The sequence below is a fragment of the Chitinibacter sp. SCUT-21 genome (assembly GCA_041874755.1).
Taxonomy (GTDB): domain Bacteria; phylum Pseudomonadota; class Gammaproteobacteria; order Burkholderiales; family Chitinibacteraceae; genus Chitinibacter.
Map to the genome: position 1 here is coordinate 1338212 of CP102611.1, position 14736 is coordinate 1352947.

Here is a 14736-nt window from a genome sequence, read left to right on the forward strand (position 1 = left end):
TTACACAGCTAAGCTCACCATTTTGCTGGTCGATAATAAAAAAAAGCCTTGGTGAACCCCAAGGCTTTGCTAAATCGTTTAAATCAAAATTATTATTCGGCTTCCGAGGTTTTTTGCCGCGCAAAATAAAATTGCCCATTTCGAATTGTTGCCTCAAGTAAACGCCGACCGTAGCCCAACATTAACCCCGCTTGCTGATCTTGTTCACCAATCGCCAAAACACGTTCAGCGCCCTCTGGCATTTGCACCACTAACTGCGTAAGTTCTAGCCAGTCTTCCAGTGAATTTGAATAGGTCATCATGCTCTGTTCCTCCTTAACTGCGAGTTCAATGCAAATACCACCATCCAGTACATCAGCTCACTGCACCTGATTAATCTATCGGAAAATAAACTCAGAGATTAAGCGCGCTGCGAAAACTCAAGCCAGTATATCGAGCGTTGGACGCGGCAAAAGTGAAGAATTCGTTAATTTAACTCAGCACTGACTCCACACCTCGATTGGCCAATTGGTCGGCGCGCTCGTTACCTGGATTGCCCGCGTGCCCTTTCACCCAGCGCCATTGCACCGTGTGCCGCGCAACTTGTTCATCGAGCGCACGCCATAAATCTTCGTTTTTAACTGGCTGTTTGGCCGCGGTTTTCCAGCCGTTTTTTTTCCAGCCATGAATCCATGTTTCGATGCCGTTTTTTACGTATTGCGAATCGGTGTGGATCGTCACTTCGCATTGGCGCGTTAAGGCTTGCAGCGCGGAAATTACCGCGAGCAGCTCCATCCGATTATTTGTGGTGTGCGCTTCGCCACCAAATAAGTCTTTTTCATGCGCACCGTAGCGCAAAAATGCGCCCCAGCCTCCCGGGCCTGGGTTGCCTTTACAAGCGCCATCGGTATAAATTTCGACCATGATTCAAACTCTCTTTTCAATTGGGGCAGCACAATGCTAAAAACGATCACCGCTATTTTACTCGCAAGCAGTGCCAGCTACACCCTCGCCAGCCCATTTTGCCCATGGAAACTCCCCAGCGCTGATGCAAAATCAGACAAGTACATCAATTTAACCGTGGTGCAATTTATTCAGCTAAACGATGAAGAATTACAAATTAGCTATGGCGGTGGCAATTTGGGTAGTGGACATGATGTTCGCCTACCAACCAAAAATCGGGAAGAAGGCACAAAACTACTGAAAAGCATGAGCGACACCGCCAAACAGTGCGACAAATAAGGCAATGTATATGCCTGAAGGCCATATACAGAAATCATTACACCGCAATACCCTCAGACCCGTTTCATACCAATTAGGGTAAACCACAACCCGGCGTGAAAGACCAAGCCCAGATAATAAGCAAGCAGATAACGCGCAGGGTCTTTTAGCAGCCAAGGTGCATACAGATAGCCCACGCACATTAGCAACGAAAACCAGCGCCAATGCGGAGATCTAATCCAAGCCCAGCGCTGAACGATCAGCCCGACACAAAGTGAAACAGAGAACAAACTTGCCGCAGATAGTGCTGGCAACAGCCAATAGCGCCCCAGCTCGTCTCCAGTGAAGGCATAAAAAGAAATCAGCCAAACTTGCCAACCAAAAAATTGGCTCTGGTTTTCTAAAATGCGCATTTCCAGAAAGGGCAGACACAAGGTCAGCACAAAACACAGCACCAGCGCGATACCGATTTTGCGCGCTTGCTCACTGCTTAGCATTATTTGCATCTATCCTTTTTGGCCTGCAATTGCATTTTTTCCGCCACGGCTGCAGCACTGCGCTTGGGTACGACGATTTGACTCCAATCGGGCTCAATCACATTCATGCCGCGTACACGCTTAACAACATCTAGACAGTAAATCCCGCCACCAGCCGGCCACAACTTATCGCCGGCTTGCTCCAAGAATCGACTTTTATCCAACCAGCCTTTACGCTGCAGCGGCGGGCGGTAGCATAAAAATTCGCCGCGAACCAATTGCAAATCCAGTAAGGACAGCCAGTCTTTCAGTCGGTGCAGCGCCAAAAACTGACCCTGCCAAGCCACTTCGTTAGCGCGCAAACGGCGCAAGCCCCATAAACTCCACGGATTAAACCCAGTGATTAGCACTCGGCCTTCGGGGCGCATCACGCGCTCAGCTTCACGCAGTACAGAGTGAGGGTCGCTGGAAAAATCGAGGGTATGCGGCATCACAAGCAAATCGAGGCTTTGCTCAGCAAAGGGCAGAGATTCTGCAGAGCAGCGAATTTGAGTGCCTGCAGTTTCCCCTACGATGCGGCGCCATGGCATGCGATTGGCGCGCAAGCAATCGAACTGCGGCAATTCAAGCTGCATGGCTTTGTAGCCAAAAATATCGACCGTGGTACGGTCAAACCATGCTGCTTCGCTATCGCGCAGATATTGCCCTAGCGGAGTCGCGAGCCAAGCGGCAAAATGATCAATAGCTGCAGTCATACAACGTCCAAGGAAGTAAGCCCATGCTCAATATCAGCGCCATTCCAATCTTTGAAGATAATTATATCTGGGCGCTAGAGCAAAATGGCAAGGTGATTGCGGTCGATCCGGGTGAGGCGGCACCGTTGCAAAGTTGGCTAACACAACAGCAATTTGAATTGGCGGCCATCCTGATTACCCATCATCATGCCGATCATATAGGCGGTTTAGCCAGTTTAGCGCATCCGGACCTACCGATTTATGGGCCTGCGCACATTGATTACATTAATAGACCACTACACGGCGGGGAAAGTTTAGCGCTACTCGGAGAACAGTTTCAGGTGATCGCTACGCCTGGGCACACGTTAAATCATCTTTGTTACTTTGGAGCAGGTTTGCTCTTGGCGGGAGACACGCTTTTTTCGGCGGGCTGCGGCCGATTATTTGAAGGTACGCCAGCTCAAATGTATGCCAGCTTAACTAGCTTGGCACAGCTACCGCACGATACTTTGCTGTGCTGCACGCATGAATACACGCAAAGCAATCTTCGCTTTGCGCTCGCCGTAGAGCCGAACAACCTCGCCTTGCAACAACGAGCCAAACAAGTCGCTGAGCTGCGAAGCTTAGGTCAACCTAGCCTGCCTTCGACAATCGCGATCGAATTGGCGAGCAATCCATTCTTACGTTCCGAGCAGATGGCGGTTCAACAACGGGTACGTGAACAAATTCCAGAGGCGAATACACCAGAACAAGTTTTTGCTGCTTTGCGAAAATGGAAAGATAACTTTCGCTAAACCACTATCCAAACTGAATAAAATCGCCCCATTCATCGGTTAAAAGTCGCAAAAGCAGCAATTGCACTCTGATCATACTCTTTTATCAGTAGTGGCTGATTGACAGTCGCGGAAAGCGGCCTTTACTATCGTGCAATTCAGTATTTTTCAGGAAACGGGCCAATGAATCTTCGCCTGTGCGCCGCACTTCTTTCCGCCCTATTTGCTTTGCCGGCTTTCGCACTCGAAGCGGGCAAACTCGATTACCAGCTCAATAGCATCAACCCACCGCTGTCAGCGAACACCCAAGCCGCAATTAGCCAATTATTTAGTGACGCCGACCCGCTGGCCGAACGCGATTTATGGGTACGGGTGCGCAATGGTTTTGCCATTCCCGATATTGATAGCCCGCTAGTGACTAAATGGGAAAACTATTACGCTAGCCGCCCCGAATATTTAAATCGAATTATCGATCGCAGTAATCGCTATCTATTCCATGTGGTTGAAGAAGTCGAAAAACGCGGCATGCCGATGGAATTTGCACTACTGCCGATGATTGAATCAGCATACAACCCCAAAGCCGAGTCGCACGCTAAAGCGGCGGGTATGTGGCAGTTTATCCCTGATACCGGCAAACGTTATGGCTTGGAGCGCACCTGGTGGTACGACGGGCGCCGTGACGTGGTTGCCGCCACCGACGCTGCGCTGACCTATCTGCAAGACATTCACGGCATGTTTGACGATTGGCAACTGGCATTAGCCTCATACAATTGGGGCGAAAACGCCGTTAAACGCGCACGTGATCGCAATCTGGATGCAGGCCTACCCGCCAATTACGTTGATCTGCGTATGCCGGATGAAACGCGTAATTACGTGCCTAAATTATTAGCAATTCGCAATATCATCGCCGATCCTGCGGCGTATGGCGTCAAACTGCGCGACATCCCCAATAAACCGTACTTTACGACACTGCAGCCGGGCAAACATATGGATGTCTCGGTCGCGGCTAAATTGGCAGAAATCAGCGTCGACGAATTATTACGCCTGAACCCTGGCTTTATCCGCCCAGTGATCGCACATAAAGACGATAGAAAACTGGTGTTACCGATCGAGAAAAAAGCCGTTTTCGAGCGCAATTTGGCCAATTACGACAAACCGCTACTCAATTGGCAACCGTACGTAACACAACAAGGCGAGAGCTTTGACCAATTAGCCGATAACTTTGGCATTGAATTGGCAGAGCTGCGCGATATCAACGATTTGGGCAGCGCTAGCAAATCAGCGCGCGGCCAAACGATCTTGGTACCAAAAGTGGCGGGGCTGGATATTTCCGAACGCCAAACGCTCGCCGCGCTACATAAAAATCGCGAATCTGAAGCGATTGATACCGGCGAAAAAGACGCGCCTAAACCTGTGCTGATTGCCGCCAAAACCAGCAGCAAAGTGGGTCGTGAACATAAAGTGGCCAAAGGCGATACGCTATTTAATATCGCCAAACGCTATAACCTGAGCGTAGCCGAACTCAAAGCGATGAACGATTTGAAAGGCACAACGGTCGCTTTAGGCGACACGCTGCGTGTGGGTAACGCGAGCGAGACGCCAAAATCCTACGTCGTGAAGCGTGGCGATACGCTGGCCTCGATTGCGAAAAAGCTCAATGTTGACCTCGGCGATTTAAAGAAAATGAATCGCAAACCTATTACACCGGGAATGACCTTGGTAATGAAATAAACCCCTTCAGGCCGCGACACTCTCCACAGTGCGCGGCCTTTGGGTATTTTGCTGTAAATCACATCGGCATTAGGCTATAAGGCAATACACGGCAGCGTATTGCAAAAGAGGCGTTCAATGGTCAGCTGGGTTTTGGCAATTTTAGGTGTCATTTATGGTTTGCTATCGCATGAAGTAGAAACGGGGCTGATCCTCGCCATTGTCGGCTACCTAATAGGCCGTTGGTTTGAAAAACGCAGCGCAACAGCACCCGCCGCCCCGGTACGCAGTTTGTCTGCCGAGATGCAAGAACTCAAACAGCGTGTCAGCCAATTAGAAGCTGAGCTTGCTCAACTAAAAGCAATCAAACACAGCACCAGCGTAGAAAACCCCGCTGAGCAAACTACAAACGACGACGTTTTGGTGGCGAGCGCGATAATGCCAGCTCAAACCCACTTGTCGATGGATGAGCCCGTCAAAACTCAGGCAGCCAACGAACTTGAAACCACGCTCGCAACGCTAGCGCCCCGACCCACACCAGCTCGCCCAACACCCAAACCCGCCACACCGAACTTGATCGAGCAGGGTATTAACGCCGCTAAAGAATGGCTGCTCGGCGGCAATACCGTCGTGCGTTTAGGGATGATTATTCTGTTTTTCGGCGTCAGCTTTTTGCTCAAGTTTGCTGCCGATAATCAGCTGCTGCCGATTGAGCTACGCCTCGCTGGATTATCACTCGGTGCGGCGGTGATTTTTGTCATCGGCTGGCATTTGCGTGAAACGCGGCGTAGTTACGCGCTGATTATGCAGGGCGGCGCGCTGGGGCTGTTGTATTTCACGATTTACGGCGCGCTCAAACTCTATCACCTACTACCCGCCTCGCTCGCCTTCCCGCTGCTGGTATTGCTCGGCGTTGCCGCTGCGCTGTTATCCATCCGGCAAGATGCCAGTGCACTGGCGGTGATGGGGATTTTGGGTGGATTTCTAGCCCCGATTTTAACCAGCGATGGCAGCGGCAATTATGTGCTGCTGTTTAGCTATTTTGCGGTACTCAATGCCGGTATCTTTGCGATTGCGTGGTTTAAGGCTTGGCGACTGCTTAATTTACTGGGCTTTGTTTTTACCTATGTGATTGCCACGGCATGGGGCCTGTTTGACTATCGCAGCGAGATGCGCGCCAGCGTTCAGCCTTTTGTCGTGATTTATTGGCTGTTTTTTGCTGGTATTAGCACGCTGTACGCGATTCATCGCAGCCACAACCTGCGCAGCATCGTTGATGACACGTTGGTATTTGGCACACCAATCGTCACACTGGCGATCCAAGCTCAACTAATGCACGGCACAGAATATGGTTTGAGTGTCAGCGCGCTGATTGGCGCAGGCTATTATTTGGCCATCGCGACATGGCTGCACGGCAAACGTGATCAACAATTGCAGTTATTTTTTGAGAGCCAATTGGCCATCGGCGTTTTGCTCGCCACCTTGGCGATTCCCTTTGCGTTTGATGGCAATATCACCGCCGCGATGTGGGCGGTAGAAGGCGCTTGCGTGGTTTGGGTGAGTTTGCGGCAGCAAAAAAAGCTGGCGCTCGGCTTTGGCTTAATTTTGCAATTTGCCGCTGGGTTGGCTGTCATTAGCGCTAGCGATTACTACACCAGCACCGCCATTTTGAACGGCGTTTATCTGGCGGATCTACTGCTCGCGCTCTCTGGGCTATTTTGCGCTTGGCAATTGCACGAGAGCCAAAGCGATTGGGCTTTAAAACAGGCACTCATCCAAGCCGGTTGGCTATTGGGCGCGTGGGGTTTGCTATGGTGGGGCTACGCCAATTGGAGCGAGGCGCAGCGCTTTTTGGAGCGCGATGCCGGTTTCAATCTGGCGCTATTGCTGGCTGTCGCCACCGCAGCGCTGTTTCAGCAATTGTTTTTGCGTGGCATCTGGCGCAATGCGCGCTTTGTCGCCATCGCACTAGCGCCAATTTTGCTCTACGCGGCGATCGAGCTTTTCCCGCTTTACCCGCATTTCTTAAGCCTATGGGCTTGGCCTATCGTACTACTAGGTTTGTTTGCCCTACTCTATCAACAAGACCAATCCGAGCAAGGTTGCGAGACGTGGCAACACGTGAGTGCCGCATGGCTAACATGGGGTATCTTTGTCAACGAAACGTATTACATGGCCTACCAGAATATACATAATGATGTATTCTCATTATCGCTGTTTGCCATCGTAGCCTGCGTCGCCATTGTTGCTGTCCGCCAACTCGCTTGGCCGATCAAGCCGCATTGGCGAGCGTATTGGGTTTATGGCACAGCTCCGGTAAGCGCATTATTATTTGCCTGGAGTTTTTATAGTGCGCTCTCAGGCGGGCATTCAGCCTTGCCGATTCTGAATGCACTCGACTCGGCACAAATCGCCGTGTTTGCTGCGCTGATTTACTGGGCGAGGCTGGCGCTGTTCGCACTAAAAATACCGCGCATTCAACCCGCGCTTTTTGCCAGCTTGGGCGCCGCTATTTTTGTCTGGCTCAACGCGATGTTGCTCCGCACACTGCATCACTGGCAGGGCGTGCAATACAACTTTGACGCGTTACGTGCCTCAACCCAAGTGCAGATGAGTTTATCGATTTTCTGGGCTTTGATTGCGCTGGCGCTGATGTTTGCCGCGACACGATACTTTGGCCGCGTGCTGTGGCTAGCCGGCGCCAGCTTGCTGGGCATCGTCGTCATTAAATTATTTGCCCTCGATCTTTCACACATCAGCGGTATTGAGCGCATTATTTCATTTATCGGCGTTGGGCTATTGCTGCTAATGATCGGCTACCTTGCGCCAATCCCACCACAACAAGATGAATCCATATTAGAAAAACTTAACAACAGAAATAAATAAGAAATATATAAGAAAGCTAGATTGAAGTTAAAACAAAGCTAGCCTAAAATCTCTACCCAATAAAAAATGATTTTAGGGTGGAAAAATGGGTCGCGTAACAATCAAAAAAACCGTCACTACGGGCATTAGCCTCTTGGCGAGTGCACTCTTGATTGCATGTGGTGGCGGCGGCGGGATGGAAAACTCTCGTTTATTACAGCCAGACCCAATGAACCCCAATGGGGGCGGATCATCATCCGATGGTGGCTCAGCCCCAACTGCAGCGGTTTGCGCCACAAATAACCCTTACAAAGCGGATGCAGGCAGCACCACCGTAGGCACACTAAAGAATGAAAAAGCTTGGGTTAAAGACTATGTTAACTCGGCCTATTTGTGGTACCAAGATACGCCGCAGTTCGACAGCAATGCAGCTCAATTTAGCGATGAAAGTGCCGTTTATACTTCGCTCAATAATTACTTTGAAGCGCTCAAAACCCCATTAAAAACGGCGAGTGGTGCCAAAAAAGATAAATTTAGTTTTATTTATCCAACCAAGAAATGGGAAGAATTATTCTCATCAGGCACAACATTCAATTACGGTATTGAATGGAAATACAGCAGTAAAACTGCACCATGGTCCATGCAAGTAGCCTATGTAACACCAAACTCACCTGCAGCTAACGCCGGTGTTTTGCGTGGTGACACTCTGATATCAATTGATGGACTAGCTGCAAATGGGACTGCAAATGAAACGGCATTCAATGCCGCGATGTATCCAAGTTCTAGCGCGAAACACGCCTTCGTATTTGCTCGCAGCGGAGCCAATGACATAAGCGTAGATATCACGCCCGGCAGCGTGACGGCGCAACCTGTGTTACTCAGTAAATCAATCGAATATGAACCAGGTAAAAAAGCAGGCTACATCGTCTTTAACGAACACATTGCAACGGCGGAAAATCAATTAGTTTCTGCCGTTAAATCGCTCAAAACCGACAATGTCGATACTCTGATCTTGGATTTGCGCTACAACGGCGGCGGTTATTTATATATTGCCAGCCAGCTGGCTTACATGATTGCGGGTGATGCGGCCGCCAACGGTAAAGTGTTTGAACAATTGCAGTACAACGACAAACGCGCCGCAGACACCGCCAAAGGCAAGTCGCTATTCGAAACAACCACTTGCGACTTAAAAGGGCAAAGTTGCGCCAAAGTTGAGCCACTACCCAGCTTAAATTTAAAACAAGTCTTTGTGATTGCCAGCGGCGACACTTGTTCAGCCAGTGAAGCTATTATCAATGGCTTGCGCGGAATCGATGTTGATGTGCAAATCATCGGTAACACGACCTGCGGTAAACCATACGGCTTTGTTGGTAAATCGAACTGCGGCATTTCTTACTTCCCAATGGAATTCCAAGGTGTGAATGCCAAAGGTTTTGGCGATTATGCCGATGGTTTTAGCGCGCAATGCAGCGCGACTGACGATTTGAGCAAACCATTGGGTGACACTAGCGAAGGCATGCTCGCTGCGGCGCTTTACAAAAAAACCAATGGTTCTTGCAAAACCGCAGCGGCACACGCCTTAACGCTTGGCAATTCTGATGAAGCCCATCTGCGCCGCCCTGTTGTACTGGAAAACAAATTTTGGATCGCACGTTAATCCTTAGCCTAGGGCTTGCGCTCGCACTCAGTGCGTGCGCAAGCCCGCAGCCTGCTCAGCTGGAAAGCAGCTCGACTAATTGCAAAGCAGAAATACAGTCTTTTGTTGCAACTGCAACGGGGCAAAATGTCGCACTTGCCGACGATTTATTCCTGACGAGCAATACATTACTGCTAGAGCCAAGTACTGCTTTAAAATTAAGTGGTCGAGTATTGGGTAAGCCAGTTGCTTTTCAGTTAAAAAAGCAAGGCAATCAATGCTGGATTGAAGGACAAAACCAGAAAACCAAATTAGAACACTGCCAATGCAAAACGCCCTGAACGGGCGTTTTTTGTTGGGTTTAGATTAACGCGGCGGTGAGGTGCGTGCGGGTTTGAGTTGTCGATCAACTTCTTTCCAACGAGCGTGATGTTCACGAATCAGATGGATCGCATCTTCGATCGTATCGACGACGATCGGAATTTGCATATCAACTGGGCTGGCCAAACCCGCTTCGTTGCTGACCATATAATGCTGTGCCCAATCAACCAGTTCGTGCCACATTTCGCCAACCAAAATCAGCGGCGTGTCGTACAGTTTGCGCACTTGTAACAGCTGCCAAACCATAGAGAGTTCTAGCAAAGTACCAATCCCACCGGAAGTCACGATAAACGCGTTCGAGCGCAAAATAAAGTGGTGCAGGCGCGAGAAGAAGGTTTTGTGTTCAAACACACGACCGACAAAATCGTTTACGTTTTGCTCAAAATCCAGATCAATGCGAATCCCAACGGAGGCTTCAGGCTTATTCGGTGCGCCTTGGCTTGCGCCTTCGTTGGCGGCTTGCATCAAGCCCGGGCCGCCACCAGTCACAATATGGCAGCCCATCGCAGCCAATTGCGCGGCGAGTTGCTTCACAGCTTCGTAGCGCGGTGTATTTTCTTCGATCCGCGCAGAGCCAAAAATGGTCACATGATAATCAGGGGTATGTGCTGGACGTAGACGCGATAAATCATCGACTGCATCCCATAGTTTCAACACTGCTTCACCTACAATATCGAGTGCTTCATCATCGTCAATGACACCAATGGGTTTGTTATACGAATTAATCATGATTGCCCCTTCTTGTTCTTGTATTGTCGACTTCGACCCTTTCAGCTTAGGCGCAAACACATGGGCTTGTACAGGTATTTACGCCGCGCTAAACCAACCTAGCTCAGTGGATAGAAGCATTTAGGCTAGAATAAGTTCCTTGTTCCCCACCAAGTCAAATTCATCGTGGAAAACAACTTAAAACTGAATAATACTGCGCTACTACGTCAAGACTGCCTGATTGTTGGGCAATGGCACAAGGGTAAAACGCACATCGATGTACGCAACCCAGCCAATCAAGCGCTGCTGGCGCACGTGCCACGCTTTGGAAAAGTTGAAACCGAACAAGCCATCTTGGCAGCCAACGCGGCACTGCCAGCATGGCGAGACTTATCTGGCAAAGCGCGTAGCCAGATTTTACGGCGCTGGTTTGAGCTAATCCGCGAGCATCAAGACGATCTGGCGCAGATTATAACGGCCGAGCAAGGTAAGCCACTGATTGAGGCGCGCGGAGAAATCGCCTACGCGGCCAGTTTTATTGAATGGTTTGGCGAAGAGGCCAAGCGAGTGTATGGCGACGTGACGCCGCACCCGCAAGCGGGCTCGCACATTATCACGCTCAAACAGCCAATCGGCGTGTGCGCGGCGATTACGCCGTGGAATTTCCCGGCCGCGATGATTACGCGCAAAGTGGGGCCCGCTCTCGCGGCTGGCTGCACCATCATCGTCAAACCCGCCTCGCAAACGCCGCTGACCGCGCTGGCTTTGGGCGAATTGGCGCAGCAGGCCGGCATTCCCGCTGGCGTGCTCAATATCATTACCGGCTCAGGCCAAGAGATTGGCGCGGCGCTGGCTGAGAGCGAGATCGTGCGCAAAATTTCGTTTACCGGTTCAACCGAAATCGGCCGTCAACTGATGGCGCAAAGCGCGCCAACGATTAAAAAACTCTCGCTCGAACTGGGCGGCAACGCGCCGTTTATTGTTTTCGCCGATGCTGATCTGGATGCGGCCGTCACAGGCGCCATCGCCAGCAAATTTCGCAACGCAGGGCAAACTTGTGTGTGCGCTAACCGCTTTTTAGTTGCGGATGAAATCTATAATCAATTCGCGAACAAATTGGCGCATGCCATCGGGCAACTCAGAGTGGGGTATGGGCATGAAGATCAAACCCATATTGGCCCACTGATCGATACCCATGCCATTAAAAAAGTTGAAACGCATATTGCCGACGCGCTGGCGCAAGGCGCGAAACTCGCGTGCGGTGGACGTCGTCACGCGCTGGGTGGCACATTTTTTGAACCCACCTTACTTACCGAAGTCCCCGCCAGCGCAGTAATCAATCGCGAAGAAACCTTCGGCCCCGTGGCCGCGCTGGTGCGATTTAGCAGCGAACAAGAAGCGATTGCGCTCGCCAACGATACGGAATATGGTCTTGCTGCGTATTTTTATACGCAAAATTTAGCGCGCACGCTGCGCGTGGCCGCTGCACTTGAAGCGGGCATGGTCGGCATTAATACGGGGCTGATTAGCAACGAAGTTGCGCCGTTTGGCGGTATTAAGCAATCGGGCCTAGGGCGGGAAGGATCGAAATACGGCATCGACGAATACATGGAAACCAAGTATTTGTGTATTGCCGGATAAAAAAATCCGCACGGGCTTTCGCCCTGTGCGGTAGAGGATGGAGTCTGTAATCCTGAAGTCGAAAACTCTAGGATGAAACGTAAAGCCCAATCAAAACAGCACCTCATCTTCAGATCAGGTGCTGTATTAATCGATGGGTCACTTTAGCCAGAATTGCGTCATCCTCAAATAAGCAAATCTCCCATCAGGTATTCACCTGAAACCAATTATGCTTTTGCGCCAATACCATTATTGGCGCATGGCTTCCTGCTGTTTTTTCACTTTGGCCTTGATTTCATTTAACTGTGCAGCTGGTAAATCGGGGCTAAATGTCGCCCCACCCATACCGTCGGCTTTAAATGCAATCGGCACCGAGAACGTTTTGCCGCAAGCTTTGCCTACCCAAATTTCTTGCCACTGACCACGAATCATCATCTGACGCGTTGGTTTATCAAGCTTGAGCGTAAAATACTCACCACCAGTAACGGGTTTGCCGATTTTAAAATCAATGGGTGTGATGTCTTCTTTGGTACAGTTTTCTTTGGTCGCCAATTGCTGGAACACTTCAGTCACCACTGGGTCACGCATCACTTCGCGGCGTAAATTCAGTGGCGCAATGCTATTGCCAATTTCGCTGGCGCGCGCCCAAGCGTCTTTATTGCTGCATTTACGATACCAGTTAGCGCGCTCTTTACTGCTAAAAGCTGTGACCGAGCTGGTAATGTCGTTACAGACCGACTCAATCGCCAAGTTAAAACCTTGTTGCGCAGATTTATACATCAGCTCGGCTGCGTAGCGTTCTGTTTCACGCTCTTTGAGTGAACGGGCAGCCATCGCTTGATAACGTGCGGGATCAATTTGGCCATTCGCTTTAATTAGCCCATTCATCGCCTCTTGTTTGAGCAAATTCGACATCATCAGCTGTGCTTCTGGCAGGTTTTTAGCGACCATCGGATCGAGTATGGCGCGGGCTGCAGGAATATTTTTCGCCGTGCCTTTGCCCATCATATACATTTGCGCCAATAGCACCTTGGTTGGGTTACTAGCTTTACCCGCTTTCACATCACTACTGGCTATTTTAAACGCTTGCTGATAATCATCTTTGGCAATCGCCTCGTTTAAGCTGACATCGTCGGCCCAAGCCAGTGACGCACTTAAGCCCAACAATAGCAAGCCTACTTGGATCTGCTTTTTCATACTGCCTCCATCCTTTTTAATTATGCGGCTATCTTACTGTAGTCAGCCCGCTTCGCCTACAAAGCCAGTGGTGTAAGCCACAGCGTGTTGACGTTCGGCACGGTATTTTTGCGCATTTATGAGCCAATACCAGTAAAAATTGGGCTATTTACTGAGGCGTGCTATTCAGCGCCCGCCAAACTACCTATTATGCTTTCTTCGCTGTTTGAGATCTTGGTATGAGCGCCACCCCTGCCCTATTACGTAACCGCAATTTTATTTTGCTCTGGCTCGCCTCGATCGTCGGCAATTTTGCGCTCGCCGTCGCGATGCTGGCCGAGACTTGGTACGTGGTCAAAACCTTGGGCGCCAAAGAGCAATTGGGCTTGGTGATGATCGCCGGATCAGTACCGAGAATTGCACTGATGGCAGTCGGCGGCGTCTTGGCCGATCGAATGAAGCGCAGCAAGATTATTTTGGTTTCGCTCGGGGCACGCGTGCTGATGCTATTCGGGCTAGTCGGTTTATTGGCAATTAATCGACTCGATATCTGGGCCTTAACCGCATTTGCTTTTTTATACGGCGCGCTAGATGCCTTTTTCTGGCCAGCACGTGATGCCTTGATTCCCGCCATTGTGCCCGAGCAAGATTTAACCCGCGCCAACTCGATCATGCTCACCACCAATCAAGTCGGCTTGGTGTTTGGCCCTGTACTTGGTGGTGTGCTGCTGGCGATGATGAGCTATGAAATGATTTTCAGCCTAACAGGGGGTATGCTCGCGCTAGCCACGGCCTGTATAGCGCTCATCAATGAACCCTTCGTTAAAAAAGTACGCGAAGTCGGTAGCACGATGCTGATCGAACTCAAAGAAGGCGTGCAATATGCGATTAAAACACCGGTGCTGCGCGCCTTAATGCTGATTTACGCCGCAGCCAATTTGCTGTTTATGGGCCCGCTGGCGCTCGGTATCCCGATTATTGTTACCGAGAATCTCAATGGCGAACCGGCTACGCTGTCCTTCTTGCAAAGCGCCTTTGCCGCCGGCATGGTGATCGGCGGCATTTTGCTAACGATGTACCCGCCAACGAAAAAACGTCTGCTGATGATTACGATCATCATCGGGCTGGAAGGCGTCTTTTTATCGCTCTTGGCGCATACGCATTGGGTTTGGGTGGCGGTGGGCCTGCAAGCGCTGATTGGGCTGGGCGTCGCCGGCAATAATGTGCCGATGATGTCGCTAATTCAGCAGTATTCCGACAAAGACAAACTCGGCCGCGTGATGAGCCTGAACAGCATGGCCTCTATGGGGCTGACGCCAATTTCGTATGCAATGGTCACGGGTCTGCTATCGATTCATCTATCAATGGCATGGATCATGCCGATTTTTGGCCTGACGATGGCAGCATTAATGCTGTTGTTGACACTCAAAATGCCTATCGTGCGTGAAGCCAATTAA

The 14736-nt window shown here is 50.4% G+C and carries 14 protein-coding genes; 8 read left to right on the plus strand and 6 right to left on the minus strand.

Features of this window, described 5'->3' with window-relative positions:
* Nucleotides 1-92: 92 nt before the first annotated feature.
* Nucleotides 93-302, minus strand: a complete 210-nt coding sequence (locus NT239_06115) for a hypothetical protein (protein XGA72407.1) — start codon at nt 300-302, stop codon at nt 93-95.
* Between the two features lie 169 nt (nt 303-471).
* Nucleotides 472-903 (minus strand): ribonuclease HI, encoded by a 432-nt coding sequence (rnhA, locus tag NT239_06120; GenBank protein ID XGA72408.1) that lies wholly within the window; start codon nt 901-903, stop codon nt 472-474.
* Nucleotides 904-936: 33 nt separating this feature from the next.
* On the opposite strand from rnhA, the gene NT239_06125 reads away from it, so the two are divergent.
* On the plus strand, nt 937-1221 hold the full coding sequence (locus NT239_06125) for a hypothetical protein (protein XGA72409.1): 285 nt from the start codon (nt 937-939) through the stop codon (nt 1219-1221).
* A 53-nt stretch (nt 1222-1274) separates the two neighbouring features.
* On the opposite strand, the gene NT239_06130 is transcribed toward NT239_06125, so the two are convergent.
* Together NT239_06130 and NT239_06135 are read right to left on the minus strand one after the other, a co-directional pair.
* Nucleotides 1275-1706: a hypothetical protein gene (locus NT239_06130; GenBank protein ID XGA72410.1), complete on the minus strand. Its 432-nt coding sequence runs from the start codon at nt 1704-1706 to the stop codon at nt 1275-1277.
* On the minus strand, nt 1697-2431 hold the full coding sequence (locus NT239_06135; protein ID XGA72411.1) for a class I SAM-dependent methyltransferase: 735 nt from the start codon (nt 2429-2431) through the stop codon (nt 1697-1699). The genes NT239_06130 and NT239_06135 overlap by 10 nt, the downstream gene beginning before the upstream one ends.
* Before the next feature lie 23 nt (nt 2432-2454).
* Between NT239_06135 and gloB the strand changes: the two genes are divergently transcribed.
* The 5 genes from gloB to NT239_06160 all read left to right on the plus strand — a co-directional run bounded on the left by gloB (nt 2455) and on the right by NT239_06160 (nt 9735).
* Nucleotides 2455-3204 carry a hydroxyacylglutathione hydrolase gene (gene gloB, locus NT239_06140; GenBank protein XGA72412.1) on the plus strand — a complete coding sequence of 250 codons (750 nt, stop codon included), beginning with the start codon at nt 2455-2457 and terminating at the stop codon, nt 3202-3204.
* Nucleotides 3205-3366: 162 nt separating this feature from the next.
* Nucleotides 3367-4914, plus strand: a complete 1548-nt coding sequence (locus NT239_06145; protein ID XGA72413.1) for a LysM peptidoglycan-binding domain-containing protein — start codon at nt 3367-3369, stop codon at nt 4912-4914.
* Between the two features lie 117 nt (nt 4915-5031).
* Nucleotides 5032-7779 carry a DUF2339 domain-containing protein gene (locus NT239_06150; GenBank protein XGA72414.1) on the plus strand — a complete coding sequence of 916 codons (2748 nt, stop codon included), beginning with the start codon at nt 5032-5034 and terminating at the stop codon, nt 7777-7779.
* 85 nt (nt 7780-7864) lie between these two features.
* Nucleotides 7865-9415, plus strand: a complete 1551-nt coding sequence (locus tag NT239_06155) for a S41 family peptidase (GenBank protein XGA72415.1) — start codon at nt 7865-7867, stop codon at nt 9413-9415.
* The gene (locus tag NT239_06160; GenBank protein ID XGA72416.1) at nt 9400-9735 is read left to right on the plus strand and encodes a hypothetical protein; all 336 of its coding nucleotides are present in this window, start codon (nt 9400-9402) and stop codon (nt 9733-9735) included. Before NT239_06155 ends, NT239_06160 begins: the two co-directional genes overlap by 16 nt.
* A 25-nt stretch (nt 9736-9760) precedes the next feature.
* On the opposite strand, the gene NT239_06165 is transcribed toward NT239_06160, so the two are convergent.
* The gene (locus tag NT239_06165) at nt 9761-10504 is read right to left on the minus strand and encodes an LOG family protein (GenBank protein ID XGA72417.1); all 744 of its coding nucleotides are present in this window, start codon (nt 10502-10504) and stop codon (nt 9761-9763) included.
* Nucleotides 10505-10669: 165 nt separating this feature from the next.
* Here NT239_06165 and NT239_06170 point away from each other — a divergent pair, with 165 nt between their 5' ends.
* Entirely contained in the window at nt 10670-12124 is a 1455-nt protein-coding gene (locus NT239_06170) for an NAD-dependent succinate-semialdehyde dehydrogenase (GenBank protein XGA72418.1), read from the plus strand.
* Between the two features lie 228 nt (nt 12125-12352).
* Here NT239_06170 and NT239_06175 read toward each other — a convergent pair whose 3' ends face one another.
* Nucleotides 12353-13300, minus strand: coding sequence for a hypothetical protein (locus NT239_06175; GenBank protein ID XGA72419.1), 948 nt, complete (start codon nt 13298-13300; stop codon nt 12353-12355).
* 218 nt (nt 13301-13518) lie between these two features.
* Between NT239_06175 and NT239_06180 the strand changes: the two genes are divergently transcribed.
* On the plus strand, nt 13519-14736 hold the full coding sequence (locus tag NT239_06180) for an MFS transporter (GenBank protein XGA72420.1): 1218 nt from the start codon (nt 13519-13521) through the stop codon (nt 14734-14736).